The following is a 24,298-nucleotide window of genomic DNA, read 5'->3' on the forward strand; positions in this document are numbered from 1 at the left end:
AGCGCGGCTCCCGCCCCGCATCCTTTCGTCACCCACCCGTCCCGTCGTCACCCCAGCGGAAGCTGGGGTCTCTCCATAACCGGGAGACCCCAGCTTCCGCTGGGGTGACGCTTTTCGCCTGAAGGAATGATGATGGCGCTCAAGGATTTCGCGGGCACGCTGCCCGATTTCGCCAAGGACATCCGCCTCAACGTCGGCTCGCTGCTGAACGAGACGGTGCTGAACGACCAGCGCAAGTACGGCACGCTGCTGGCCTGTGCGCACGGTACCGGGCACAGGCCGCTGGTCGAGGCGACCGAGGCGGAAGTCGACGGCAAGCTGTCCCCGGAGGCCGCCAATGCCGCGCGTGCGGCAGCGGCGGTGATGGCGATGAACAACGTCTACTACCGCTTCACGCACCTGGCCTCGAACGAGGAATACAGCCGGATGCCCGCCAAGCTGCGGATGAACGTGATCGGCGCGCCGGGCATCGACAAGGTCGATTTCGAGCTGTTCAGCCTGGCGGTGAGCGCGATGAACGGCTGCGGCATGTGCATCGACAGCCACGAACAGGTGCTGAAGAAGGCGGGCGTCACCGCCGAGGTGATCCAGTCGTCGGTGCGCATCGCATCGGTGATGAAGGCGGTGGCGACGGTCCACGCCGCCGTCGCCTGACGCCCGCAACGGTTACATCAGCACCGCACGGACGAAGCCGTAGGTGCTGGTGACCGTCAGGACGATCCCGACCAGGACCAGCATGACCTTGGTCGGGATCCGCTTGGCCATGAAGGCGCCCAGCGGCGCGGCCAGCACGCCGCCGATCAGCAGACCGACCGTCGCCGTGGCGAAATCCCTCAAGCCCAGGTGATAGATGAACGCCGCGGAGACGGTGGCGGTCAGGAAGAATTCCACCGAATTGACGGTGCCGACGACCTTGCGCGGCTCCACCCCCTGCACCAGCAGGTTGGAGGTGACGATCGGCCCCCAGCCGCCGCCGCCCGCCGCATCCATGAATCCGCCGATCAGCCCCAGCGGTTCCACCACGCGCGGCTTCTGCGTCTTGGGCGGAAACAGCAGCCCGCGGATCAGCAGGTACACGCCGATCGCAACCAGATAGGCGAGCACGAACGGCTTGACCGTCGCGGCGTCGATATTGGTGAGGACATAGGCGCCGGTGACGCCGCCGATCACGCCGGGCACCAGCAGGCGTAGGAACAGCTTTTTGTCGATATTGCCGTGCAGCGCGTGGCTGATCCCGGATACCGCGGTGGTGAACGTCTCCACGATGTGCACGTTGGCGGAGGCGCGTGCGGGCGGCAGCCCGATCACCGCCACCAGCAAGGTGTTGCAGATGACGCCGAACGCCATGCCCAGCGCGCCGTCGACCACCTGTGCGCCGAACCCCACGGCGATGAACGGCAGCAGCGCGGAAAGATCGATGTCGGCGAATGTCGGCATGAAGGTCTCCGGCGGGCGGTGGTGCCCGAACCCGTTCATGCGGCATACCCCACGAACGCGATAGGGAAATACGGTTTAGACCGGCAAAGCGTTGCTTATGGAAACCGCCGCCGGGCATGCCTACATGGCGGGACGGACACGACCGGCGCATGCCGGCATACGCGTTTACAGGGGCACGGCATGTCGCGACTGACCGACTATCTCGATTCGATCCGATCGCGCGACCCGGCGCCGCATTCGCGGCTGGAAATCCTGACCTATCCGGGCGTGTGGGCGCTGGCGTGGCATCGCGTTGCGCATCGCCTGTACCGGTCGCGGCTGTTCCTGCTGGCGCGGGTCGTCAATCACTTCTCGCGCGCGACGACCGCGATCGACATCCATCCGGGCGCGAAGATCGGGCGCAATTTCTTCATCGACCACGGTTTCGTGGTGATCGGCGAGACGGCGGAGATCGGCAATGACGTCACCATATACCAATGCGTGACGCTGGGCGGTACCAGCCCCGACGACGGCGTGGCGGGCAAGCGCCATCCGACGATCGCCGACGGCGCGATCATCGGTTCGGGCGCGCAGGTGCTGGGTCCGATCACCGTCGGCCCGCGCGCCCGCGTCGGCGCCAATGCGGTGGTGACGCGCGACGTGCCCGCGGGCGCGGTGATGGTCGGCATCCCGGCACGGCCGACGATGGTGGAGGGCGGTGCGGCGCCCGAACGCCGTTTCGTTCCGTATGGCACGCCCTGCAGCGAGACGTTCGATCCGCAGACGCAGAAGGTCGAACTGCTCCGTTGCGAGCTGGAGGCGATGAAGCGGCGGCTCGATGCGCTGCTGGGCGAACAGGGTGCGGCACCGGACGAGGAGGTTCGCGACCGCGCCTGATGGGCATCGTTACCCCCTTTCCCGCGAACGGACAGCGACCGGGCCAGGTCGGCTTCGACCGGATCGAACTGACCCGCATCCTGGACCTGTACGGCCGGATGGTGGCGGCGGGGCATTGGCGCGACTATGCGATCGACCTGGGGCGCGACGCGGCGGTCTTCGCCGCCTTCCGCCGCGCCGCCGAGCGGCCGGAATACCGGATCGAGAAGCATCCCGCGCTCCGCCAGCGGCAGGGGATGTGGGCGTTGGTGGGCGAGGGTGGGCAGGTCATCAAGCGCGGGCATGAACTGGGGCCGGTGCTGGCCCCGGTCGAACGCCGGCTGATGAAGCTGGTCGAGGAATGATCAGCGGCGCCCGCGCGCGATCATTTCCTCTTGCAGCGAAAAGGCCGAACGCGTCGACCGCGCTCTTTCGGGAACCGCGGTGACGAAGAAGGCGACGCCGCGCCCGGTAGCGGGGTCGATCCACAGGCCCGAGCGCAGGCCATAGGCATCGCCGGCATGGCCGAAACGCGCGACGCCGTCACCGAACAGGTCGTCGCGACATCCGGCCTGCGGCGTCGCCAGCGTCTGCATCGCCAGGCCGTAGCGGCAGTCGAACCCGTCGCCGGTATCGCCATTGCGCCCGTCGTAGCGCCATTCCGGCCCGCGCAGCATCGCGACCGAGGCGGGGGTGAGCAGGCGGACGCCGTCGACCTCGCCACCGCGCGCGAGCAGCCGGCCGATCGTGGCCAGATCGTGCATCGAGATGCGCAGCCCGCCCTGTGGCGAAAACAGCGCGCCATTCTCACCCGGCCGCCATTGCGACAGGTCGCACGCGCCGCCCGGGCCGGCGACGACCGGGCAGGCGGGGCGGCGGCCGTGGAGATCGTCGGTCTGCGCCGTGCCGTCCGCGCCGTAGAGGACCACCGCGTGCGCCACGGTCGCATCCGGGCAGCTGGCCCAATTGAAGCAGGCGTCCAGCTTCAGCGGCGCCAGCACCAGCCGCTGCATCAGCCGGTCGAACCGTTCCCCCGTGGCGCGCTCCATCACCGCGGCGACGACCGGGAAGTTGAGGTTGGTGTAGCGATAGAAGGCGCCCGGCGCGTGATCGGCGTCCCAGGCGCGCGGGTCCGCCAGCCGATCGGCCAGCCGCGTGCCGAGCGGAACGATATAGCCGGCATCGTCGCGCAAGCCGGAACGGTGCGACAGCAGCAACCGCAGCGTCACCGGCACATCGGGATAACGCGGGTGACGCAGGCGATAGCCGAGCAGGCCGGAGACGTCCGCATCGAGATCGAGCGTGCCCGCCTCCACCAGTCGCATCACCCCGATCGCGGTGACCAGCTTGGAGATGGAAGCGATGCGGACCGGATCGCGCGCCGTCACGCGGCGTTCGGTCGCGCGGTCGGCGAGGCCGTGCGCCGCGACGGCGCCGATGCGATCGCGGTCGAACGCGACGCGTACGCTGGCGGGCGCCGCGACCGGGGCAGTGGGCGGCGTGACGGTCGCACAGGCGACCAGCGTCGCCGCCGGCAACAGGCAGGCGAGCGTGCGCAGCCGCCGCGCGCCTGCCCGGTACATCACTGACCCTGCAGCTTCGCGCCAATCAGCATCGACTGGCCGGCGCCGGAATCGGGGACGATCTCCCCGGTGCGATCGGTGATCTCGGCCCAATGGCTCGCCACGCCTTCGGGCGACAGGTCGTCGCCGGTCAGCAGCTTGCCCTGCGTCAGCGTGACATAGCTGGCCTGGAACACGCCGGCGCCCGCGCCGACGATCTGGTTGGTCGGCGCGTCCTCGCTGACCAGGAACAGCGCGGCGGGAACGACCTTTTCGGGGGCGAACGCCTGGAACGCCTGTTCCGGGAACAGATCCTCGGTCATGCGGGTGCCGGCGACCGGGGCGATCGTGTTGACCTTGATGTTGTTCTTGGCGCCTTCGAGGTACAGCGTCTTCGTCAGGCCGGCGAGGCCGAGCTTGGCTGCGCCATAGTTCGCCTGGCCAAAATTGCCGAAAAGCCCGGTCGACGACGCGGTCATCAGGACGCGGCCGTAATTCTGCTCTCGGAAGGTTTCCCAGCACGCCTTGGTCGCGTTGGCCGAGCCGAGCAGGTGGACGTTGACGACGAAGGCGAAATCGGCCGGCTCCATCTTAGCGAAGGTCTTGTCGCGCAGTACGCCGGCGTTGTTGATGAGGACGTGGACGCCGCCCCACTTTTCCTTGGCCCTGGCGACCATCTCGACCATCTGGTCATATTCGGTGACGCTGGCGCCGTTGGCCATCGCCTGACCGCCGGCCGCCTCGATTTCCTCGACCACCTTCAGCGCGGCGTCGGACGCGCCCTGACCGGTGCGGTCGCCGCCCAGATCGTTGACCACGACCTTCGCACCGCGACGTGCGAGTTCCAGGGCATATTGACGGCCCAGACCGCCGCCGGCGCCGGTGACGATGGCTACCTTGTCGTCGAAACGAATGGACATGGAAAAGGCGCTCCCTCCCGATGGATAGAGCGCCCTTCCATACTCACAGTTCGAACGGGCGCAATGCCCGTTCGTCTGTGGCCGCGATCAGCGGCGTGCCTTGCGCTTGCCGCGCGCGTCGCTTGCCTGCATGCAGCCGTCGTACTGGCCCTTCTTGCAGATCGGATAGCTTTCCTTCGGCGCGGGGGCCGGGAATGCCTGCGACGGCGAGGGTGCGGGCTGGAAGCGCACGGTCGCGCCCGGTGCCGGCGTGCCCTGCAGGGCGGGGCCGGCGGGCTGGTAGCCGCCGGCGGTTTCGGTACCCATCGCCCCGCCGGTGGTCTGCGCCGGCGCCTGCATCGGCTGCTGCTGCATCGCCGGATCGGCGGCCGGCGCCGTCGCCGGAGCGGTGGCGGCCGGGTCAGCCGGGGGCGGTGCCGCCGGATCGGTCGCGGGGGCCATCGTCCCCGCGGGCGGCGGGGTCTGCATGGTGTCCTGCGCTACGGCGATGGACGGAAGGGCAAGCGCGGCCGCGGCCGCCAGAAGCATCGTCTTCATATCTGTCTCCTGCCATTATGGTCGGTCAGACTGCGTTATCGTTACGCGGGGCGGCCAACGCGCCATGACGGCGAAAGGCTCCCTCGTTGCGACGACGAATCGAACCGGGCGGCAGGAAAAGCCGCGCGGGCGAGCCGATCAGTGCCCGGTGTCGAGCGCGTAACCGGCGGAGCGGACGGTGCGGATGATATCCGGGCGCCCCCCTTCGTTGATCGCCTTGCGCAGGCGGCGGATGTGGACGTCGACGGTGCGGCTTTCGATGTCGCTGTCATGGCCCCACACGCTGTCGAGCAGCCGCTCGCGCGAGAAGACGTGGCCGGGATGTTCCAGAAAATGCTTCAGCAGGCGGAATTCGGTCGGCCCCAGCGCGATCACCTCGCCGCCGCGGCGCACCTTGTGGCCGACGGTATCCATCTCGAGGTCGGCGTAGGTGAGCTGCTCGCCCGCCAGCGCGGGGCGGACGCGGCGCAGCACCGCGCCGACGCGCGCGACCAGCTCGCGCGGTGAAAACGGCTTGGTGACGTAATCGTCGGCGCCGGTTTCCAGCCCGCGCACGCGATCCTCTTCCTCACCGCGCGCGGTCAGCATGATGATCGGCACGTTCTGCGTCTCGGTCGCGCGGCGCAGCCGGCGGCATACCTCGATCCCGGAAATCCCCTCGACCATCCAGTCGAGCAGGACGATGTCGGGCGGGGTTTCCTTGGCCATCAACAGCGCCTCTTCGCCGTCGATGGTGTGCTGGACATCGAAATGTTCCCGCGTGAAATGCCATACGAGCAGCTCGGCAAGGCTCGCATCGTCCTCCACCAGCAGCATCCGGGCCTTGGCCATCACTCGCTTCCCTTCTCGCGCTCTACCATCCGCGTCCCCGTCGCGGCGAAATAGACCATCTCCGCGACGTTGGTCGCGTGATCGCCGATCCGTTCCAGATTCTTGGCGATGAACAGCAAGTGCGCGCACTGGCTGATCGTCTTGGGATTTTCGACCATGTAGGTCACCAGCGTCCTGAAGATGCTGTCGTAGAAATCGTCCAGCGCATGGTCGCGCTCGCACACCGCCAGCGCGGCTTCGGGATCGCGCGCGGCAAAGGCGTTGAGCACGTCGGTGACCATGTCGGCGGCCATGCGCGCCATCGCGGGCAGCATCGACACCGGTTCGATGCGATGGTCGCTTTCCAGCTGCGGCACGCGCTTGGCGATGTTCTTGGCATAATCGGCGATGCGTTCGACGACCCCGGCGATCTTCAGCGCCGCCACCACCTCGCGCAAGTCGTTGGCCATCGGCGCGCGCAGCGCGATGATGCGCACCGCGGTCCGCTCCACCTCCGCCTCGATCGCATCGATGCGACGGTCGTCCTGGCGGATGCGGTCGGCCAGGTCGACGTCGCCGCGCTGCAACGCGATCATCGACTGCGCGATCGCGCTTTCGGCCAGCCCGCCCATCTGCGAGATCAGCCCGCGCAGCTGGCCGATGTCCTGGTCGAACGCCTTCACGGTATGTTGCTGGCCGACTGTCATGGCCCGATCCTCTTCTGCCGGCTCAACCATAGCGGCCGGTGATATAGTCTTTGGTCCGTTCCTCACGCGGGTTGGTGAAGATGTCGGACGTGTCGCCGTATTCGACCAGTTGTCCCAGATGGAAGAAGGCGGTGCGCTGGCTGACGCGGGCGGCCTGTTGCATGTTGTGGGTGACGATCACGATCGCGTAGCGGCCGCGCAGTTCGTGGATCAGCTCCTCGATCCGCGCGGTGGCGATGGGGTCCAGCGCACTGCAGGGTTCGTCCATCAGGATCACCTCGGGATCGACCGCGATCGCGCGGGCGATGCACAGCCGCTGCTGCTGGCCGCCCGACAGCGCGGTGCCCGAATCGTGCAGCCGGTCCTTCACCTCGCCCCACAGCCCGGCGCGCACCAGCGAGCGTTCGACGATCTGGGCAAGGTCGGCCTTCGACCGCGCCAGCCCGTGGATGCGCGGGCCGTAGGCGACGTTCTCGAAGATCGACTTGGGGAAGGGGTTGGGCTTCTGGAACACCATGCCGACGCGCGCGCGCAGCTGCACCACATCCATCGCGCGGGCGTAGATATCCTCGCCGTCCAGCCGGATGTCGCCTTCGACCCGCGCGCCCGCGATCGTGTCGTTCATGCGGTTGAGCGTGCGCAGGAACGTCGACTTGCCGCAGCCGGACGGGCCGATGAAGGCGGTCACGTCCTCCTGCCGGACGTCGATCGACACGTCGCGGATCGCCTGCTTGTCGCCATAGAAGACGTTGACCCGGCTCGCGGTCATCTTGGGGGCGGAATTGCTTGTCACCAGCGGGTCTCGAAACGGTTGCGGAGGTAGATGGCGATCCCGTTCATCGCCAGCAGGAAGGCCAGCAGCACGATGATCGCGGCGGACGTCTTCTCGACGAACCCCTTCGCCACTTCGTCGGACCACAGGAAGATCTGCACCGGCAGGGCGGTGGCGGGATCGGTCAGCTTGTCGGGCGGCGCGGCGATGAAGGCGCGCATCCCGATCATCAGCAGCGGCGCGGTTTCGCCCAGTGCGCGCGCCATGCCGATGATCGTACCGGTCAGGATCCCGGGCAGCGCCAGCGGCAGGACATGGTGGAAGACGACCTGGATCGGCGAGGCGCCCAGACCGCGCGCGGCATCGCGGATCGACGGGGGCACGCCCTTGATCGCGTTGCGCCCGGCGATGACGATGACCGGCATCGTCATCAGCGCCAGCGTCAGCCCGCCGACCAGCGCCGCCGAGCGCGGCATGTGGAAGGTGTTGAGAAACACCGCCAGCCCCAGCAGGCCGAAGATGATCGAGGGCACGGCCGCGAGGTTGTTGATCGACACCTCGATCAGGTCGGTCCAGCGGTTCCGCGGCGCATATTCCTCCAGATACAGAGCGGAGAGGACCCCCACCGGGAAGGCGAGCGCCAGCGTCACCAGCATCGTGAACAGCGATCCCTTCAGCGCGCCCCAGATGCCCGCGCGGGTGGGATCGGTGGCGTCCGCGCCGGAGAAGAAGCTGAGGTTCAGCCCCTTCGACAGGCGCGGGCGCAGCGCGGAGACGATGGCTTCCGATTCCGGCGTGCCGTCGCCCTTGAGCGCGACGTCGATGTCGGTGGCGACGGGGACGTCGATCGTCGCCGGGCGGGACAGCAGCGAGGGATCGCGTTTGACCGCGTCGCGCACGCGCAGCCACGCGCCGTCCGACAGCACTGCGGCACCGCCCTGTTGAGGGAAGGCGGCGTTGGCGGCGGCATCGACCGCGCCCTCCAGCCCGGCGCCTGCGAGCGCGAGGTCGCCGCCCGGCCCGGCAAGCCGCGCGGGCGGGACGTCGACCTTCGCCGCGCGCAGGTCGATCGGCAGCGCGATGCGCGTTTCGAGGAAGCCGTTCGCCCCCTGGCCGATCATCGTGGCCAGCAGGAAGACGAGGAACGCCGCCGACAGCGACACCGCGCCCAGCCCCAGCCAGCGAAAGCGCCGTTCCGCGGCGTAGCGGTGGCGGATGCGCCGCTGCATCGCGGGGCTTTGCCAGTCGGTGGGCGTGCGCACCGGCGCGGCCGGGGAGGGGGGCGCGCTATTCATAGGATTCCCGGTAGCGGCGCACCACGATCAGCGCGACGACGTTGAGCAGCAGCGTGATGACGAACAGCGTCAGCCCCAGCGCGAAGGCGGCGAGCGTCTTGGCCGAATCGAACTCCGCCTCGCCGGTCAGCAGATCGACGATCTGTTTCGTGACGGTGGTGGTGCTGGCGAACGGGTTGAGCGTCAGCGTGGCGACGCCGGAGGCGGCCATGACGACGATCATCGTCTCCCCGATCGCGCGGCTGACCGCCAGCAACACGCCGCCGACGACGCCGGGCAGTGCGGCGGGGACCAGCACCTTCTTGATCGTTTCCGACGGGGTGGCGCCCATCGCCAGGCTGCCGTCACGCATCGAATCGGGGACGGCGGACAGCGAATCGTCGGCCATCGAGGACACGAACGGGATGATCATCACCCCCATCACCACGCCCGCCGCCAGCGCGCTTTCCGAACTGGCCCAGCGCACGCCGATCGCCACGCCCAGATCGCGCACCGCCGGCGCGACCGTCAGCGCCGCGAAATAGCCGTAGACGACGGTCGGTACGCCGGCCAGGATCTCCAGCATCGGTTTCATCCAGCGGCGCGTGGTGTGGCGCGCATATTGGGTGAGGTAGATCGCGCTGAGCAGCCCCAGCGGGATCGCCACCGCCATCGCGATGATCGCGCCGATGAAGAACGTGCCCCAGAACAGCGGCACCGCGCCCAGGCTGGCACCCGGATCGCGCGCGTCGATGACCTGCGGGCTCCAGTGCGTGCCCAGCAGGAAATCGCCGATCGGCACGATGCGGAAGAAGCGCGCGCTTTCGAACAACAGGCTGGCGACGATGCCGATCGTCGTCAGGATCGCGATCAGCGAGGCGCCCAGCAGCAGCCCCATGATGACGCGCTCCACCTGCGTGCGCGCGGAGAAGGCGGGGCGGACCTGGAGGAAGGCGAACGCCCCGCCGGCGAAGGCGAGCAGCAGCGCGGCTGCGGTGGCGATCCAGTCGAACCGCGCCTGCGCCGCGGCATAGGCGGGGGCCAGAACCTCCGACAGCGGGTGGAAGGCGCCGTAGCCGCTGCCCTCCGCCAGCCGACGTGCCTCCGACAGGACCGCGGCGCGATCGAAGCCGGGCGGCGGCAGTTGCGCCGAGGCGGGGGTGGCGAGCACCGCGTCGGTGACCAGCGCGGGGGAGGTGAAATGCCACACCGCCAGGAACAGCAGCGGCGGCAGTAGCGTGCACAGCACGACGAACCAGCCGTGATGTTGGGGCAGCGAGCTGAACCGCTGCGTCGTGCCGGCGCGGAACCGCAGCGCGCGCGCGCGCGCGGTGACCCAGCCGATCAGCGCAAGCGCGGCGATCAGGAAGACGAGCGCGAGCGGCGACATTATTTAAGCTCCGCCGGATCGAGTGCGATCTCGCCCGCGACGATCGCGGCCGACCGCTGCTGGATCGCCGCCGGTGCCGCGATCAACCCGCGCTTCACCAGCGGGCCGCCGCGATCCCACGCCTGCGCATATTGGCGCAGGAACGCCCGCAGCCCGGGAATGGCGCGCAGATGCGCCTTCTTCACGTAAATGTAGAGCGGACGCGCGCCGGGATAGGCGCCCGATGCGATCGTGTCATAGGTGGGGGCGACCCCGCCGATCGGCACGCCATCCACCGCGCGCGCATTCTCCTCCAGATAGCCGTAGCCGAAGATGCCGAGCGCATTGGGATTGGATTGCAATTTCTGGACGATCAGATTGTCGTTCTCGCCCGCGTCGATATAGGCGCCGTCCTCCCGCACGCGCAGGCAGCGCGCGTTGAACGCGTCCGGGGAATGGTCGCGCACCGCCTTCATCGCCGGGTCCACCGCTTCGCACCCCGTCGCCAGGATCAGTTCGGCCAGCGCATCGCGCGTCCCGCTGGTCGATGGCGGGCCATAGACCTGGATCGGCACCGCGGGCAGCGCGGGGTTGACGTCGCGCCACGTCCGCGCGGTGTTGCGGCGTCCGCCCGGCGCGGCGGCGAGCGCGCGATAGATGTCGGCGGGGGTCAGCGCCATCTTCGGCCCGTTGCGCGCCTCCGCGAAGGCGATGCCGTCGATGCCGATCTGCACCTCCAGCACGCCGTCCACGCCGTTGCGCACGCAGATGTCATATTCGTTGCGCTTCATGCGCCGTGACGCATCCTCGATATCGGGATGGGCGGCACCGATGCCGGCGCAGAACAACTTCATCCCCGCGCCGGTGCCGGTCGATTCGACCACAGGGGGGCGCGCCTGCGGATTGTTGGCCAGATATTGTTCGGCGGCGATCGTGGTGAAGGGATAGACGGTGGACGATCCCACCGCCCGGATCTGTTCGCGCGACCCCGCGCCGCCGCCGGCGGCCTGATCGACGCAGCCGGCCGCGCCGAGCGGCAGCATGGCTGCAAGCGCCAGGACCCAACGCGACATGAAACCCCCGAGCCGCCGATGGCCGGAATGGCGATCGTGCTGCGGGGGCGCATGTGACATGGGCGTTACGGCTTCATGACAGCGGCTCCGGCGCTGCCGACGCCGCGTCCCGATCGCGGATCGCCGGCAGCGTCACCGTCACGCGCGTCCCCACGCCCACGGCGCTGGCGATATCGAGCCGGCCGCGATGCCGCTCCACCACATGCTTGACGATCGCCAGCCCCAGCCCGGTGCCCCCCAGCGACCGGCTGCGCCCTGCGTCGACGCGGTAGAAGCGTTCGGTCAGCCGCGGCAGGTGTTCGGGGGCGATCCCGTCGCCTTCGTCCGCGACGACGACCGACAGCTGGTCGGCGCGCGGCGTCAGCGTCACCGTCACCGGCGTGCCGTGCCGGCCGTATTTCATCGCATTGCCGATCAGGTTGTAGAGGAGCTGCGACAACTGCCCCTGATCGCCGGGCACGCGCGGCAGGTCGTCGGCGATGTCCATCGCGATGTCCGCGCCGCGATTGCCGTGCGTGGTCAGCAGCGAATCGCGTACCTCGCGCGCGACGGCGGCCAGATCGACCTCGGTCCTGGGCGGGCGGAATTTCTCCGCCTCGATCCGCGACAGGCTCATCAGATCCTCGACCAGCCGCTCCATCCGCCGCGCCTCGTCGAAGACGACGCCCAGGAACCGCTGGCGCAGGGCGGGGTCTTCCCCCGCCTCGTCGGTCAGCGTTTCGACATAGCCCAGGATCGAGGCGAGCGGGGTGCGCAGTTCGTGGCTGGCGTTGGCGACGAAATCGACGCGCATCCGCTCCGCGGCATATTGCCCGGTCTGGTTCGACAGATGCACCAGCCGGCTGTCCGGTCCCAGCTGCGACACGCGCATCTGCCACCGTTGGTCGAGCGTGCCCAGCCCGACCAGATCGACCGGGAAGGACGATCCGTCGGCGACATGTTCCGCCGCGCCGGGATGGCGGATCGCGACGCGCGCGTCCTCGCCGACGATATGGCTGCCCAGCAGCTGGCGCGCGGCGGCGTTGGCGACGGTGACGCGCCCGTGGTGGACGACCAGGATCGGCTCGCCGATCGCTTCCAGCGCGGCATCGACCGGCAGGTCGCCGTTCGCCGCCGGTTCGTCCGTGCGGTGATCGGGCGTCTCCTCCGGAATGGTGGCGATGATGACGACCAGCGCGGTCGCGCCGGCGACGGCGGCCAGCGCGGTCTGCCAGTCGTGGCCGGACAGCATGAACACCACCACGCCCGTCGCGACCGCGATGGCGAAGGCAAGCCAGGTGCGAAGCGGAATCTCGTCGATCACGCCGCAGGGGATAGCCAATCGCGGGCGCGATGGGCAGTGGCTTCGATGCGGCGTCCCGATGCGAAACAGTCGCCGTGCGACGCGTTAGTGATATGGAAGGCGCCATGTGCGACACGGGGCAGCATGGACGATCACCATCCGAGCGACGGACCGGCGGGCCGGGGCGATGCGCCGACGCGGCGGCGCGCGCTGCTGCTGGGGGCGGTCGGTGCGGCATCGGTGGTGTCGATTCGACCCGCGCTGGCGCAGGCGACCGGATCGGTGATGCTGTGCGAGATCCCGGTACCCGACCCGCGGCGCAGCGGCAGTTTCATCACCAGCCAAGGCGACGTGGTGCCGGCGGGCACCGCCAATGCCTTCGCCCCGCCGTCCCGCCCGTTGAAGGGCGAGGAGGTGCGGCGTGCGATGGCGAGCGGCGGCAACCTGCCCGGCTACGATTACGATCGCAGCCGCGCCTATCTGAAATACGTATCGCGGTTGCAGCGCGGGACCGCGGGCTTCACCTGTTTCGCATCGGTGCAGATGCTGCGGAAGTGACGGCGTGAGCGACGGCCGGAGTGACGGGGCGACGCGGTTCAGCGCGCCACCCGACGGCTATCGCATCGTCGCGCTGGACGAATTGTCGGCCGTGTACCACCGCGCGTCGGGCATCACCCATGTGGTCGCGTCGCCGGCGCCCGAGATCCTCGATGCGCTGTCCGGCCCGGCGATGAGCGCGGACGCGCTGCTGATGGTGCTGACGATCCGCTACGACCTGGCCGATGCCGATCCCGCGGCGCTGGCGGCGCGGCTGGACGAGCTGCTCATGGCGGGGCTGGTGGTGGCGCAGTGAAGCATCAGTTCGCGATGCGCGTCGGCCCGGTCGGCTTTCGTATCGGCAGCGCATGGCGCGCGCCGGTGGAGCAGCTGGCAGCGCTTTACGCCGGCTATCCCGGGGCGGACGTGCCCGATTTCACCGTGCGGCTGGGGCCACCGTCGCCATGGCGCCGCTGGCTGCGCCCGGCGGTGGCGCTGGCGGGCGACTTCACGCTGCCGGACACCGCGCCGCTTCCGCTGGCGCATGCGCTGCTCGCCGCCGAGATGGGGATGAACCTGCAGGTCGCGCTGGGGCATCGCCGGCACCTGCTGCTCCATGCTGCCGCGGTCGAGCGCGGTGGGCGGGCGATCGTGATGACGGGCGAATCGGGGGCGGGCAAATCGACGCTGGCGACCCTGCTGGGCGCGCGCGGATGGCGTTTCATGGGGGACGAATTCGTCCTGCTGGACCCGGCGACCGGGATGATCCACGCCTTCCCCCGGCTGGTCAGCCTGAAGAACCGGGCGATCGACGCGGTGGCGGCGGCGCTGCCCGATGCGCGGTTCGGCCCGCTGCTGACGGGCACGCCCAAGGGCGACATCCGCCATCTGGTGCCCGATGCGCGCGCGGTGGCGGCGATGGACGATCCGGCGATGCCTGCGTTGCTGCTGTTCCCGCGCTTCGGTGCCGATGCGGCGGTGCGCCCCGTGGCGGCGGGGGAAGCGTTCGTGCGGCTAACGCAGGCGTCGACCAATTACGTCGCGTTGGGCGAACGCGGCTTCGACACGCTGACCCGCTTCGCGCGCGACGTGCCCAAGGTGGCGGTCGACTATCCCGACGGCGAGGCGGCGATCGCGCAGGTGGAGGCATTGTGGGCGGCGCTGTAACGCTGGCGGCGCTGCTGGCCGCGCCGGCCAAGGCGGACGCGCTGCCGCAGGAGAAATGGGCGGGGGTAATCGCCGCGGCGCGTGCCGAGCAGCTGCTGGGGGCGCTGGCGTGCCGGTTGTCGGGGATCGCCGTGCCCGAGCGGGTGGGTGCGATCCTGCACGATGCGCGCGACATGGCCGCCGAATCGCGCCGAGCCGCCCTGTGGGAGGCGGAGATGGCGCGCCGCGTGCTGGCGCCGCTGGCGGTGCCGGTGGTGCTGTTGAAGGGCACGGCGTTCGTCGCGGGCGGGCTGGCGGCGGGGCAGGGGCGGATGATCGGCGACCTGGACGTGCTGGTACCCCGCGCCGCGCTGGACGATGTCGAGCGTGCGTTGCTGGCGACGGGGTGGGAATGGGCCAAGCCCGATGCCTATGACGACGTTTATTACCGGCGCTGGATGCACGAGCTGCCGCCGCTGCTGCACCGCGACCGCGACCGGTTGATCGACGTCCACCACACCATCCTGCCGCCGACCGCGCGGATCACGCCCGATGCCGACGCACTGCTGGCGGGGGCGCGACCGCTGGGCAACGGCCTGTCGATCCCAGCGCCCGAAGACATGGTGGTCCATGCCGCGATCCACCTGCTGGCGGACGGCGATCTGGCGGGCGGCTTGCGCAACCTGTGGGATATCGACCGGCTGCTGTTCGAATTCGGCGAGGAGGACGGCGCCTTCTGGTCGCGGCTGCGTGCGCGTGCGGCGCTGCATCAGGCGGTCGGGGTGGTGGCGCGCGCGGTGCGATTGTCGCACGCGCTGTTCGCCACCGCGGTGCCGGACGATTGGCGCGGCCTGCGCGCGGGCGATGCGTGGTTCCGCCGCCGCCTGCTGGCGCGCGACGAATGGGGACGCGAGACGCGCGCGGCGACGCGGGCGGCGTTCTATATCCGGTCGCACTGGATGCGGATGCCGCCGCCGTTGCTGGCGCGGCATCTGGCGATCAAGGCGTGGAAGCGCGTCGCGCCCGCACGATCCTGACCACCAACAGCACGCCGACGATCACGGCGGTGTCGGCGATCCAGTCCATGATGTCGCAATCGCGGTGCAGCGACGGGATCGACTGCAACACCTCGATCAGCGCACCCAGGAACGACAGTCGTTCCCCGATGCGCAACAGCGATTCGCGCGGGAACGCCAGGCAATAGAGGATCGTCAGCGTCCCGAACGCGGTCATGTGCTGGATCTTGTCGTTCACCTCCAGCACGTTGGGCGGATGCGGCAGCAGCGCCATCACGACGGCGAAGATCGCCGCGGCGAGCAGCGCGAGGCGGAACAGGGACGTATAACGGGTCACAGGCGTTCCAAAGTCGGGATCAGCTGGTCGAAGCCGTCGATGATCGCATCGGCGCCCAGTTCTTCGACCGGCTGCATCAGGAAGCCGAAGCGGCACGCGACGGCGGGGATGCCGGCGGCATGCGCGGCGGCGACGTCGAAGATCGAATCGCCGACGAACGCGGCGGTGCCGCCGCCGCACCGCTCGATCATCGCGTCGATCGGCTTGCGGCTGGGCTTGCCGTTGCCCGGCCCCATCGTGTCGCCGCCGATGATGCAGGCGAAGCGATCGGTCAGCGCCAGATCGCCCAGCACCGCCCGCGCGAACCGTTCCAGCTTGTTGGTGACGATCGCCAGCCTGATGCCCGACGCGGCCAGCCGGTCGAGCGTGTCGAGCGCATGGGGATAGGGATGCGTCAGGCGGGAGATGTTCGCTTCGTAATAGTCGAGCAGGCGGCGGTGGAGCACGTCCAGCTCGGCATCGTCGCACCCGCCGGTAGCGGCCATCCCCTGCGCCAGCATGTGGCGCGCGCCGCCGCCGATCATCGGCTTCACCTGCTCCACGGTCAGCAGCGGGCGGCCGGCGGACGCGAGCGCGTGATTGACCGCGGCGGCCAGATCGCCCGACGTGTCGAGCAACGTGCCGTCGAGGTCCAGTCCAATGATGTCGAAGCGAAGATGGGCCATGCTGCACCCGCGTTGCCCGCGCGCACTGGAATTGGCAAGCGGACGGTGGCAGGGCGTGCGATCATGACGACCACCCCTGTCGCTTTCGCTCCCGCGTCCGCCGCCGCGCCCCGGCCCGTCGCCATCGTCGTCCTTGCCGCGGGCAAGGGCACGCGGATGAAATCCGACCTGCACAAGGTCCTGCACCCGATCGCCGGGCGGCCGATGCTGCTGCACCTGCTGGACAGCGCCGCGGCGCTGTCGCCGGAGCGGGTCGTGGCGGTGGTCGGTGCCGGGCGCGAACAGGTGGAGGCGGCGGTCGCGCCGCTGGGCGCCGCGATCGCGCATCAGGCCGAACAGCTGGGCACCGGCCATGCGGTGATGCAGGCGGAGGCGGCGCTGGCGGGCTTCGATGGCGACGTCCTGATCCTGTATGGCGACGTGCCGCTGGTCGGCAGCGCGACGATGCGCGCGATGCTGGACCGGCTGAACGCCGCCGATGCGCCGGCGGTGGTGGTGCTGGGCTTCCGCCCTGCCGATCCGGGCGCCTATGGCCGGGTGATCGTGACGCCGGGCACCGACCGGGTCGAGCGGATCGTGGAGTTCAAGGATGCCAGCCCCGCCGAGCGGGCGGAAACGCTGTGCAATTCCGGGTTGATGGCGGCGCGGTCGGCGGACCTGTTCGCGCTGCTGGCGCGGCTGGGCAACGACAATGCCGCGGGCGAATATTATCTGACCGACATCGTCGCGCTGGCCGGCGGCGCCGCCGCGATCGAAGTGGCCGCCGACGAGGTGGCCGGCGTCAACAGCCGTGCCGAGCTGGCGGGCGTGGAGGCCGCGTGGCAGCAGGCGCGCCGCGCGCGCGCGATGACGGAGGGCGCGACGCTGATCGCGCCCGAAACCGTGTGGTTTTCGCACGATACGCAATTGGGCCGCGACGTGGTGGTCGAGCCGAACGTGGTCTTCGGCCCGGGCGTTACCGTGGCGGACGGCGTCACCATCCATGCGTTCAGCCATCTGGAGGGCGCGCGCGTCGAGAGCGGTGCCGAGCTTGGCCCCTATGCGCGGCTGCGCCCGGGCGCGGTGATCGGCGCGAATGCCAAGGTCGGCAATTTCGTGGAGATCAAGAAGGCGACGCTGGGCGCCGGCGCCAAGGCCAACCACCTGTCGTACATCGGCGACGCCGATGTCGGGGCGAAGGCCAACATCGGCGCGGGGACGATCACCTGCAACTACGACGGCTTCTTCAAGTATCGCACCGTCATCGGCGAAGGCGCGTTCGTCGGTTCCAATTCCGCGCTGGTCGCGCCGGTGTCGGTCGGCAAGGGCGCGATCGTCGGGGCCGGATCGGTGGTTGTCCGGGATGTTACCGATGATTCACTTGCCGTGGCACGCGCCCGGCAGGAAGAGCGCGGTGGATGGGCGGCACGGTTTCGTGCGGCGATGAAAGCCAAGAAGGACGGCAAGTAAGATGTGCGGCATCGTAGGCATCCTGGGCACCGACGACGTGGCCGACCGTCTGCTCGACGGGCTGAAGCGGCTGGAATATCGCGGCTATGATTCCGCCGGCATCGCCACCGTGGTGGACGGCGCGATCGAGCGGCGGCGCGCGTCGGGCAAGCTGGTCAACCTCGCGAAGGAACTGGCCTCGCATCCGCTGCCCGGCACGACCGGCATCGCGCACACGCGCTGGGCGACGCATGGCGGCCCGACCACCAACAACGCGCACCCCCATTCCACCGGCGAGGTGGCGGTGGTGCACAACGGCATCATCGAGAATTTCAAGGCACTGCGCGAGGAACTGCAGGCGCGCGGCCGCACTTTCACGAGCGAGACCGATACCGAGGTGGTCGCGCATCTGGTGAGCGAGAAGGTCGAGGGCGGCCTGTCGCCCGAGGACGCGGTGCGCGAGGTGCTGCCGCGGCTGCATGGCGCGTTCGCGCTGGCGATCCTGTTCCGCAGCCATCCCGAGCTGCTGATCGGTGCGCGGCTCGGCTCGCCGCTGGTGGTCGGGTACGGCGACGACGAGACGTATCTCGGTTCCGACGCGCTCGCGCTGGCGCCGCTGACGCAGCGGATCGCCTATCTGGAGGAAGGCGACTGGGTCGTCTGCACCCGCGATGGCGCGCAGGTGTACGATCGCGACAACCAGCCGGTGGAGCGGCCCGTCACCATTTCCGGCGTGATCGGGGCGCTGATCGACAAGGGCAATCACCGCCACTTCATGCAGAAGGAGATCTACGAACAGCCGATCGTCGTCGCCCAGACGCTGCGCGGCTATCTCCACCGCTTCGACGGGCAGGTCGCGCTGCCGATCCCCGATTTCGACCTGTCAGGCATCCGCCGCGTGACGATCGTGGCGTGCGGCACCAGCTTCTACGCCGGGATGGTCGCGAAGTACTGGTTCGAGCAGTTCGCGCGCGTGCCCGTCGACCTGGATGTCGCCAGCGAGTTCCGGTACCGCGCACCGGTGATGGAGGAGGGCGGCCTGGCGCTGTTCATCAGCCAGTCGGGCGAAACCGCCGACACGCTGGCCGCGCTGCGCCACGCCAAGTCGGAGAAGCAGACGATCGCGGTCGTCGTCAACGTGCCGACCAGCACGATGGCGCGCGAGGCGGACCTGCTGCTGCCGACCCATGCCGGGCCGGAGATCGGCGTGGCGTCCACCAAGGCGTTCACCTGCCAGCTGGCGGTGCTGGCCGCGCTGGCCGCCAACCTTGCCAAGGCCAAGGGGCGGCTGAGCGAGGCGGAGGAACGCCAGATCGTCCGCCATCTGGCCGAGGCGCCCGCCGCAATCAACGGCGCGCTGGCGTACGACGAATCGATCGAGGCGATGGCCGGCACGATCGCGGGGGCGCGCGACGTCCTGTACCTGGGGCGCGGGACGGATTATCCGCTGGCGCTGGAAGGCGCGCTGAAGCTGAAGGAAATCAGCTACATCCATGCCGAAGGCTATGCCGCGGGCGAGATGAAGCACGGGCCGATCGCGCTGATCGACGAAAGCGTGCCCGTCGTGGTGATCGCCCCGTCCGGCCCGCTGTTCGACAAGACCGTCAGCAACATGCAGGAAGTGCAGGCGCGCGGCGGCAAGGTCGTGCTCATCAGCGATTACGACGGCGTGGTCGCGGCCGGCGACGGCTGTATCGCGACGATCACGATGCCCAAGGTGCACCCGCTGATCGCGCCGATCGTCTATGCCGTGCCGGTGCAGCTGCTGGCCTATCACGTCGCGGTCGCCAAGGGCACCGACGTCGATCAGCCGCGCAACCTGGCAAAAAGTGTCACGGTGGAGTGATGCGCGATGGACCTGTTGCTTGTCGAGGATGATGCCGATTACGCCGACACGCTGCGGTCGGAACTGACCGCGCTCGACCATCGCGTGGTGGTGGCGCCGACCGGCCCGGCCGCGCTGGTGGAGATCGAGCGCGACCGGTTCGATGCGGTGATCCTGGACCGGATGCTGCCGCATCTGGACGGCGCGTCGGTGGTGCGGCGGCTGCGCGACAACGGCCACCGCCTGCCGGTGCTGATGCTCTCGGCGCTGGGCCAGTCGGACCAGAAGATCGACGGGCTGGAATCCGGCGCCGACGATTATGTCGTGAAGCCGACCCCGGCGGCGGAGCTGGACGCGCGGATCAAGGCGCTGGTGCGCGCGCGCGGGTGGATCGACGATGGCGCGGAGACGCTGCGCGCGGGCGATATCACGATCAGCCCCGGCCAGTTCCGCGCGTGGCGCGACGGGCGCCCGCTGGACCTGGCGAAGCTGGAATTCAAGCTGCTGACCGAACTGGCGCGGCATGCGGGCAGTTTCCTGACGCGCGCGATGCTGATCGAGCGGGTATGGGGTTACGACTTCGAACCGGCCACCAACATCGTCGATGCGCAGGTGCGGATGCTGCGCCGCAAGCTGACCGCCGATGGCGCGGACGACCCGATCGTGACGAAGCGCGGCATCGGCTACATGCTGCGCGTCTGAGGCGCGCGCGATGGCGTCGCTGCGCACGCTGACCGCCGCATTCCTGGGTGCGTTCGGCGCGGCGACGGTGGCCACGGGCTACACAACCTATACCGCGACGCGCGGTGCGATCGTCCGGCTGGTCGATGAACGCATCCAGGCGGTCAGCGGCGTCCTGCTGAGCGAGGCGCGGCCGGGCGATGCGGCGACGATCCTTGCGGGGATCGACGCCTTCGCACGACGGCGCGACAGCGGCGACATCGGATTCGAACTGCGCGACGCGCGCGGGCGGCGGCTGGGCGGCAACGTGATGGTCGCGCGCGCGCTGCCGGTTGGTACGTTCGACTTGCACGGTGGCGATGGTATCGCCGGGCTGACCGCGGGGCGCGCGCTGGTGCGCGATGCGGGCGCCGGCCTGCGGCTGGTGACGATCGCGGAGACCGAGCCGATCGACGGGCTGGGGGCGGCGCGGCTGCGCATCTATCTGTTCGGTTTCGGCGCAATCGTGCTGATCGTTGCGGTGGGGACGGGGGCGTTCGGACTGCTGGTCCGCCGCCGTATCGCGGAGGTGCGCGCCACTGCCGAGGCGATCATCGACGGCGACATGGCGCGCCGCGTGCCCGTCGACCCGCGCGGCGGCGTGTTCGCGGCGCAGGCGGTGGCGTTCAACCGGATGCTGGACCGGATCGCGGCGCTGCTGGAAAGCGTGCGCAACGTCAGCAGCGACATCGCGCACGACCTGCGCACCCCGCTGGCGCGGCTGCACGCGCGGCTGACGCGGCTGGCCGCGCGCGCGGAATCGGAGGAGATCGCCGACGAGCTGGATGCGGCGCTGGCGCAGTGCGACGAGCTGATGGCGATGTTTGCCGCGATCCTGCGCATCGCCGAGGTAGAGGGCGAGCGCCGCCGCGCCGCCTTCGCCGCGGTCGATCTCTCCGCGATCGTGGCGGAGGTGGCGGAGGCGATGGCCCCCGTCGCGGCCGAGGGGGAGCGGCGGCTGATCGTGGAGGCTGCCGGCGATGTGCCGCTGCGCGGCGACCGGCAGCTGTTGAGCCAGGCGGCGTTCAATCTGGTGGAAAATGCGCTGAACCACACGCCGCCGGGAACGACGGTGCGGATCGGTGCGGCACGTACCGGCGGTCGTGCGATGCTGTCGGTGCGCGACGATGGCCCCGGGATCGCGCTGACCGATCACGCGGCGGCGCTGCGGCGCTTCGGGCGGCTCGACGCCAGCCGGCACCAGCCGGGCTATGGCCTCGGCCTGCCGCTGATCGACGCGGTCGCGCGGCTGCATCGTGGCACGCTGACGCTGGCGGACGGTGCGCCGGGGCTGATCGCGACGCTGGACCTGCCGGCATCCTGACGTGCGAAAAGGCCCGGTCCGTCGCGGGACCGGGCCTCTCGCTGATCGGTTAGAAGTTCAGCGTGCCTTCGACGCCGAAGGTGCGCGGCGGGTTGAAGTTGGCGTAATCGCCGAGCACGCCGCCATAGTTGAGCGAACCGTCATTGTTGACGGTCGGCGACGAGTTGGCGGCCGAACGGCGGTAGATGTAGCTTTCGTTCAGCAGGTTGCGGCCCCACAGCGACACGGTCAGCCGCTGGCCGTTGTCGTTCAGCGGAATGTCGGCCAGCGCGATGCGACCGTTCATGACGAAGCTCTTATCCGTACGGGTCGTCTCGTTCTGGAAGCTGTAGACCGGGTCGGCGTAATTGCCGTCCAGGTGGAAACGCAGCCGCATGTCGCCGCTGCCCACCGGCACTTCGTAATCGGCGAAGGCGGAACCGGCGTTGCGCGGCGTGAACACCACGAACACCTGGGTCAGCGGGTTGCCCGGCAGCAGCGTGTTGGGCGTCGCCGGCACGTTGGTGTAGGTATAGGCGTAGGACGCGCCCAGCGTCAGCCCTTCGGCCGCCTTGACGGTCAGGTCCGCCTCAAGCCCGCGGATTCTCGAAGTGCCCGGCGCGTTGCGGGTATTTTCGGTATGCTTGGTATAGTTCGGGTTGGCTGTGCGCCCGTCCGCCAGGAACGGGTTGGTATCGACGAAGTCGAAATCGATCTGCGTCCCCGTGCGGTCCATGATATAGCCCGCCAGGTTCAGGCGGACGTGCCGGTCGAGCAGGTCCATCTTCGCACCGACTTCGTACGACTTCACCGCTTCCGGGCCGAACGCGCCGAAGTTGCTCGACCGGGCATTCGCGCCGCCGGCGCGATAGCCGGTCGCATATTTGGCGTAGAGGTTGACGTTCGGCGCGGCATCGAACGCGATCGTCGCCATCGGATCGAAGCGGCTGTTGTCGTAGGTGAAGGTGTACGGGGTCGCCACGCCCGAGATCATCGTCAGCGCGCCGCGGCGCTTGTCCTTGGTATAGCGGCCGCCGAGCGTGATGTGGACGACGTCGAGCGGCGAATACGTCGCCTGGCCGAATGCGGCATAGCTGTGCGCGACGGCGTTGCTGTCACGCTGGCGCAGCCAGTTGGCCATGTTCCACGTCTGCGCATCGTTGATCGTATAGGCGGTGCCGGTCGCGTTCCACTTGTTGGTGGTCGGCGTCGCCGCATATTCGCGGGCGCGTTCGGTGAAGTAATAGAGGCCGACCGCGTAATCGAGATGCTCCGCGCTGCCGACCGCCTGGAATTCCTGGCTGAACTGCGTCTGGCGCAGGTAGGACAGGCTGTAGCGGCTGAAATTGGTGTTCGGCGCGAAGATCGAGCGGTGTGCGCCGCCCGAATTGTCCCACTGGTCGGTGGTCACCCCGCGCCATGCCGTGATCGAGCGCAGCTGAAGGTGCGGGGCGACATCGTACTTCAGCGTCGCGGCGGTGCCGTGCGTACGATCGACGCTGACCTGCTGCGGCACGCCGATGTCCGCGTCCGACATGCGGTTGCCGCCGCTGACCGTCACCAGTGGCGACAGCGGCGCGATGCACGGATTGGTGGTGACGCCGTTCACCTTCACGTTGCACGCCGCACCGTTGAAGGTGAGCACGTTCGCGCCGTTATAGGCGCCGACGTTGTAGCCGTTGGGATTGTAGCTGACGAGCTGGCTGTAGAAGGGCGTATTTTCGTCCTTCGCCTGATCGTAGGAGATTTCGGCGGAGAAGCCGTCGACCGGCTTCCACAGCGCGGTGATCCGGCCGCCGACGCGCTGATACTGGTTCCAGCCGGCCTGACCGCTCAGCGGGTTGCGCACGGTCGGGTCCTGATGCTGGACGACGCCGTCGAGCTTGACGGAAACGTTGCTGACCTCCGGCAGGTCGAGGTGCAGTTCGCCGTTGTAGCTGCCGTAATTGCCGACCCCGGCGACCGCGCGGCCACCGAATTCGCCCGACGGCCCCTTGGTGACGATGCTGAGCGCGCCGCCTTCGGTATTGCGGCCGAACAGCGTGCCCTGCGGCCCGCGCAGCACTTCCAGCCGGGCGACGTCGAACAGCGCGGCGTTCAGCCCCTGCGACCGGCCCAGGTACACGCCGTCGATATAGACGCCGACGCCGGTGTCGCGCGCGGTCTGGTTCTGGTCGAACGGCACGATGCCGCGGATGCCGATGGTCAGCGCCGACTGGCGCGCCTCGAACGTGGCGACGCGCAGCGACGGGACGGTGCCGTCGGCCAGGTCGATAAGGCTCTGGACGTGGCGGTCCTTGATGACGGTGGGGTCGATCACCGAAATGGCGATCGGCGTGCGCTGAAGGTTGGTTTCGCGGCGCGTCGCGGTGACGACGATATCGCCAAGCCCCTGCGCCGGATCGGCGGCGGGCGCCTCGGCGGTGGAGGCGGGTTCGGCGGCGGCGGCGGGCGCGGCCGCTGCCGGCGCGGCCTGGGCCACGGCCGGGATGGTCAGCGCGGCGATACCCGAGAGCAGACACCAGCGGGTGCGTGCGGAAAACAGCATGTTGGTTCATTCCCCTTACGGCCATCGGGCCGACAAGGGCGCGCTAGGTCGATTCGGGGGCAGCGTGATGACGGTTCGATGACAGGGCAAGACCCGCCCGCATCATCCGTTTTTCATTTTCACGACGCGCAAGTGTTGCGGTCGTCCTGATAAAACGGAGCCAAGGACTGTCGAT

The 24,298-nt window shown here is 69.2% G+C and carries 25 protein-coding genes; 11 read left to right on the top strand and 14 right to left on the bottom strand.

The window, feature by feature from the left end; all coding sequences use genetic code 11:
- Nucleotides 1-132: 132 nt before the first annotated feature.
- Nucleotides 133-654, top strand: a complete 522-nt coding sequence (ahpD, locus tag COA07_RS00245) for an alkylhydroperoxidase, AhpD family (RefSeq protein ID WP_066709060.1) — start codon at nucleotides 133-135, stop codon at nucleotides 652-654.
- Between the two features lie 12 nt (nucleotides 655-666).
- On the opposite strand, the gene COA07_RS00250 is transcribed toward ahpD, so the two are convergent.
- Nucleotides 667-1,437: a sulfite exporter TauE/SafE family protein gene (locus tag COA07_RS00250; RefSeq protein WP_066709057.1), complete on the bottom strand. Its 771-nt coding sequence runs from the start codon at nucleotides 1,435-1,437 to the stop codon at nucleotides 667-669.
- Nucleotides 1,438-1,617: 180 nt separating this feature from the next.
- Between COA07_RS00250 and epsC the strand changes: the two genes are divergently transcribed.
- Nucleotides 1,618-2,313 carry a serine O-acetyltransferase EpsC gene (gene epsC, locus COA07_RS00255; protein ID WP_066709020.1) on the top strand — a complete coding sequence of 232 codons (696 nt, stop codon included), beginning with the start codon at nucleotides 1,618-1,620 and terminating at the stop codon, nucleotides 2,311-2,313.
- On the top strand, nucleotides 2,313-2,657 hold the full coding sequence (locus tag COA07_RS00260; RefSeq protein ID WP_066709018.1) for a DUF2794 domain-containing protein: 345 nt from the start codon (nucleotides 2,313-2,315) through the stop codon (nucleotides 2,655-2,657). The genes epsC and COA07_RS00260 overlap by 1 nt, the downstream gene beginning before the upstream one ends.
- On the opposite strand, the gene COA07_RS00265 is transcribed toward COA07_RS00260, so the two are convergent.
- The 10 genes from COA07_RS00265 to COA07_RS00310 all read right to left on the bottom strand — a co-directional run bounded on the left by COA07_RS00265 (nucleotide 2,658) and on the right by COA07_RS00310 (nucleotide 12,619).
- Nucleotides 2,658-3,875, bottom strand: coding sequence for a serine hydrolase domain-containing protein (locus COA07_RS00265; RefSeq protein ID WP_083956788.1), 1,218 nt, complete (start codon nucleotides 3,873-3,875; stop codon nucleotides 2,658-2,660).
- A complete protein-coding gene (locus COA07_RS00270; protein ID WP_066709015.1) occupies nucleotides 3,875-4,774 on the bottom strand; it encodes an SDR family NAD(P)-dependent oxidoreductase in 900 nt (299 codons plus the stop codon). The genes COA07_RS00265 and COA07_RS00270 overlap by 1 nt, the downstream gene beginning before the upstream one ends.
- 87 nt (nucleotides 4,775-4,861) lie before the next feature.
- A complete protein-coding gene (locus tag COA07_RS00275; RefSeq protein ID WP_096640317.1) occupies nucleotides 4,862-5,311 on the bottom strand; it encodes a hypothetical protein in 450 nt (149 codons plus the stop codon).
- 138 nt (nucleotides 5,312-5,449) lie between these two features.
- Nucleotides 5,450-6,142 carry a phosphate regulon transcriptional regulator PhoB gene (gene phoB, locus COA07_RS00280; RefSeq protein ID WP_066489380.1) on the bottom strand — a complete coding sequence of 231 codons (693 nt, stop codon included), beginning with the start codon at nucleotides 6,140-6,142 and terminating at the stop codon, nucleotides 5,450-5,452.
- Nucleotides 6,142-6,828 carry a phosphate signaling complex protein PhoU gene (gene phoU / locus COA07_RS00285; protein ID WP_066708770.1) on the bottom strand — a complete coding sequence of 229 codons (687 nt, stop codon included), beginning with the start codon at nucleotides 6,826-6,828 and terminating at the stop codon, nucleotides 6,142-6,144. Before phoU ends, phoB begins: the two co-directional genes overlap by 1 nt.
- Before the next feature lie 22 nt (nucleotides 6,829-6,850).
- Nucleotides 6,851-7,597 (bottom strand): phosphate ABC transporter ATP-binding protein PstB, encoded by a 747-nt coding sequence (pstB, locus tag COA07_RS00290; protein ID WP_096640319.1) that lies wholly within the window; start codon nucleotides 7,595-7,597, stop codon nucleotides 6,851-6,853.
- 20 nt (nucleotides 7,598-7,617) lie between these two features.
- On the bottom strand, nucleotides 7,618-8,895 hold the full coding sequence (pstA, locus tag COA07_RS18385) for a phosphate ABC transporter permease PstA (protein WP_066708776.1): 1,278 nt from the start codon (nucleotides 8,893-8,895) through the stop codon (nucleotides 7,618-7,620).
- Nucleotides 8,888-10,264 (bottom strand): phosphate ABC transporter permease subunit PstC, encoded by a 1,377-nt coding sequence (pstC, locus tag COA07_RS00300; protein WP_066708778.1) that lies wholly within the window; start codon nucleotides 10,262-10,264, stop codon nucleotides 8,888-8,890. Before pstC ends, pstA begins: the two co-directional genes overlap by 8 nt.
- Nucleotides 10,264-11,316 (bottom strand): substrate-binding domain-containing protein, encoded by a 1,053-nt coding sequence (locus COA07_RS00305; RefSeq protein ID WP_066708788.1) that lies wholly within the window; start codon nucleotides 11,314-11,316, stop codon nucleotides 10,264-10,266. Before COA07_RS00305 ends, pstC begins: the two co-directional genes overlap by 1 nt.
- A 73-nt stretch (nucleotides 11,317-11,389) precedes the next feature.
- Complete coding sequence (locus COA07_RS00310) at nucleotides 11,390-12,619, bottom strand: ATP-binding protein (RefSeq protein ID WP_066708791.1); 1,230 nt, start codon at nucleotides 12,617-12,619, stop codon at nucleotides 11,390-11,392.
- Nucleotides 12,620-12,742: 123 nt separating this feature from the next.
- Here COA07_RS00310 and COA07_RS00315 point away from each other — a divergent pair, with 123 nt between their 5' ends.
- The 4 genes from COA07_RS00315 to COA07_RS00330 are packed head-to-tail and all read left to right on the top strand — an operon-like array spanning nucleotide 12,743 to nucleotide 15,318.
- Entirely contained in the window at nucleotides 12,743-13,156 is a 414-nt protein-coding gene (locus COA07_RS00315; RefSeq protein ID WP_066708795.1) for a hypothetical protein, read from the top strand.
- A 4-nt stretch (nucleotides 13,157-13,160) separates the two neighbouring features.
- Nucleotides 13,161-13,451: an HPr-rel-A system PqqD family peptide chaperone gene (locus COA07_RS00320; protein ID WP_066708798.1), complete on the top strand. Its 291-nt coding sequence runs from the start codon at nucleotides 13,161-13,163 to the stop codon at nucleotides 13,449-13,451.
- Between the two features lie 14 nt (nucleotides 13,452-13,465).
- Complete coding sequence (locus COA07_RS18390; RefSeq protein ID WP_373853877.1) at nucleotides 13,466-14,302, top strand: HprK-related kinase A; 837 nt, start codon at nucleotides 13,466-13,468, stop codon at nucleotides 14,300-14,302.
- Nucleotides 14,287-15,318 carry a nucleotidyltransferase domain-containing protein gene (locus tag COA07_RS00330; RefSeq protein WP_066708804.1) on the top strand — a complete coding sequence of 344 codons (1,032 nt, stop codon included), beginning with the start codon at nucleotides 14,287-14,289 and terminating at the stop codon, nucleotides 15,316-15,318. Before COA07_RS18390 ends, COA07_RS00330 begins: the two co-directional genes overlap by 16 nt.
- Here COA07_RS00330 and COA07_RS00335 read toward each other — a convergent pair.
- Nucleotides 15,281-15,634: a VanZ family protein gene (locus COA07_RS00335; protein ID WP_066708807.1), complete on the bottom strand. Its 354-nt coding sequence runs from the start codon at nucleotides 15,632-15,634 to the stop codon at nucleotides 15,281-15,283. The genes COA07_RS00330 and COA07_RS00335 overlap by 38 nt on opposite strands.
- Nucleotides 15,631-16,299 (bottom strand): HAD-IA family hydrolase, encoded by a 669-nt coding sequence (locus COA07_RS00340; RefSeq protein ID WP_066708809.1) that lies wholly within the window; start codon nucleotides 16,297-16,299, stop codon nucleotides 15,631-15,633. The genes COA07_RS00335 and COA07_RS00340 overlap by 4 nt, the downstream gene beginning before the upstream one ends.
- A 63-nt stretch (nucleotides 16,300-16,362) precedes the next feature.
- Here COA07_RS00340 and glmU point away from each other — a divergent pair, with 63 nt between their 5' ends.
- From glmU to COA07_RS00360, 4 genes are read left to right on the top strand one after another with little or no spacing between them, the layout of a single operon-like run.
- Nucleotides 16,363-17,748 carry a bifunctional UDP-N-acetylglucosamine diphosphorylase/glucosamine-1-phosphate N-acetyltransferase GlmU gene (gene glmU / locus COA07_RS00345; protein ID WP_066708827.1) on the top strand — a complete coding sequence of 462 codons (1,386 nt, stop codon included), beginning with the start codon at nucleotides 16,363-16,365 and terminating at the stop codon, nucleotides 17,746-17,748.
- 1 nt (nucleotide 17,749) lies between these two features.
- The gene (gene glmS, locus COA07_RS00350) at nucleotides 17,750-19,573 is read left to right on the top strand and encodes a glutamine--fructose-6-phosphate transaminase (isomerizing) (protein ID WP_066708812.1); all 1,824 of its coding nucleotides are present in this window, start codon (nucleotides 17,750-17,752) and stop codon (nucleotides 19,571-19,573) included.
- A gap of 6 nt (nucleotides 19,574-19,579) precedes the next feature.
- Nucleotides 19,580-20,254, top strand: a complete 675-nt coding sequence (locus COA07_RS00355) for a response regulator transcription factor (RefSeq protein WP_066708814.1) — start codon at nucleotides 19,580-19,582, stop codon at nucleotides 20,252-20,254.
- Between the two features lie 10 nt (nucleotides 20,255-20,264).
- The gene (locus COA07_RS00360; protein ID WP_066708816.1) at nucleotides 20,265-21,596 is read left to right on the top strand and encodes a sensor histidine kinase; all 1,332 of its coding nucleotides are present in this window, start codon (nucleotides 20,265-20,267) and stop codon (nucleotides 21,594-21,596) included.
- 49 nt (nucleotides 21,597-21,645) lie between these two features.
- Here the strand turns inward: COA07_RS00360 and COA07_RS00365 are convergent, their stop codons facing one another.
- Complete coding sequence (locus tag COA07_RS00365) at nucleotides 21,646-24,123, bottom strand: TonB-dependent receptor (protein ID WP_096640321.1); 2,478 nt, start codon at nucleotides 24,121-24,123, stop codon at nucleotides 21,646-21,648.
- Nucleotides 24,124-24,298: the final 175 nt, after the last annotated feature.

The sequence above is a fragment of the Sphingomonas adhaesiva genome, from assembly GCF_002374855.1.
GTDB classification, from domain to species: Bacteria; Pseudomonadota; Alphaproteobacteria; order Sphingomonadales; family Sphingomonadaceae; genus Sphingomonas; species Sphingomonas adhaesiva.

What these genes read in the sequence shown, in the direction of transcription:
- COA07_RS00305 (WP_066708788.1), bottom strand. Translation starts at nt 11,316, where the DNA reads ATGTCGCGTTGGGTCCTGGCGCTTGCAGCCATGCTGCCGCTCGGCGCG.
- glmU (WP_066708827.1), top strand. Translation starts at nt 16,363, where the DNA reads ATGACGACCACCCCTGTCGCTTTCGCTCCCGCGTCCGCCGCCGCGCCC.
- COA07_RS00275 (WP_096640317.1), bottom strand. Translation starts at nt 5,311, where the DNA reads ATGAAGACGATGCTTCTGGCGGCCGCGGCCGCGCTTGCCCTTCCGTCC.
- epsC (WP_066709020.1), top strand. Translation starts at nt 1,618, where the DNA reads ATGTCGCGACTGACCGACTATCTCGATTCGATCCGATCGCGCGACCCG.
- pstA (WP_066708776.1), bottom strand. Translation starts at nt 8,895, where the DNA reads ATGAATAGCGCGCCCCCCTCCCCGGCCGCGCCGGTGCGCACGCCCACC.
- COA07_RS00355 (WP_066708814.1), top strand. Translation starts at nt 19,580, where the DNA reads ATGGACCTGTTGCTTGTCGAGGATGATGCCGATTACGCCGACACGCTG.
- COA07_RS00315 (WP_066708795.1), top strand. Translation starts at nt 12,743, where the DNA reads ATGGACGATCACCATCCGAGCGACGGACCGGCGGGCCGGGGCGATGCG.
- phoB (WP_066489380.1), bottom strand. Translation starts at nt 6,142, where the DNA reads ATGGCCAAGGCCCGGATGCTGCTGGTGGAGGACGATGCGAGCCTTGCC.
- pstC (WP_066708778.1), bottom strand. Translation starts at nt 10,264, where the DNA reads ATGTCGCCGCTCGCGCTCGTCTTCCTGATCGCCGCGCTTGCGCTGATC.
- ahpD (WP_066709060.1), top strand. Translation starts at nt 133, where the DNA reads ATGGCGCTCAAGGATTTCGCGGGCACGCTGCCCGATTTCGCCAAGGAC.
- glmS (WP_066708812.1), top strand. Translation starts at nt 17,750, where the DNA reads ATGTGCGGCATCGTAGGCATCCTGGGCACCGACGACGTGGCCGACCGT.
- COA07_RS00270 (WP_066709015.1), bottom strand. Translation starts at nt 4,774, where the DNA reads ATGTCCATTCGTTTCGACGACAAGGTAGCCATCGTCACCGGCGCCGGC.
- COA07_RS00360 (WP_066708816.1), top strand. Translation starts at nt 20,265, where the DNA reads ATGGCGTCGCTGCGCACGCTGACCGCCGCATTCCTGGGTGCGTTCGGC.
- COA07_RS00260 (WP_066709018.1), top strand. Translation starts at nt 2,313, where the DNA reads ATGGGCATCGTTACCCCCTTTCCCGCGAACGGACAGCGACCGGGCCAG.
- COA07_RS00340 (WP_066708809.1), bottom strand. Translation starts at nt 16,299, where the DNA reads ATGGCCCATCTTCGCTTCGACATCATTGGACTGGACCTCGACGGCACG.
- COA07_RS00265 (WP_083956788.1), bottom strand. Translation starts at nt 3,875, where the DNA reads ATGTACCGGGCAGGCGCGCGGCGGCTGCGCACGCTCGCCTGCCTGTTG.
- phoU (WP_066708770.1), bottom strand. Translation starts at nt 6,828, where the DNA reads ATGACAGTCGGCCAGCAACATACCGTGAAGGCGTTCGACCAGGACATC.
- COA07_RS00365 (WP_096640321.1), bottom strand. Translation starts at nt 24,123, where the DNA reads ATGCTGTTTTCCGCACGCACCCGCTGGTGTCTGCTCTCGGGTATCGCC.
- pstB (WP_096640319.1), bottom strand. Translation starts at nt 7,597, where the DNA reads ATGACCGCGAGCCGGGTCAACGTCTTCTATGGCGACAAGCAGGCGATC.
- COA07_RS00250 (WP_066709057.1), bottom strand. Translation starts at nt 1,437, where the DNA reads ATGCCGACATTCGCCGACATCGATCTTTCCGCGCTGCTGCCGTTCATC.
- COA07_RS18390 (WP_373853877.1), top strand. Translation starts at nt 13,466, where the DNA reads ATGCGCGTCGGCCCGGTCGGCTTTCGTATCGGCAGCGCATGGCGCGCG.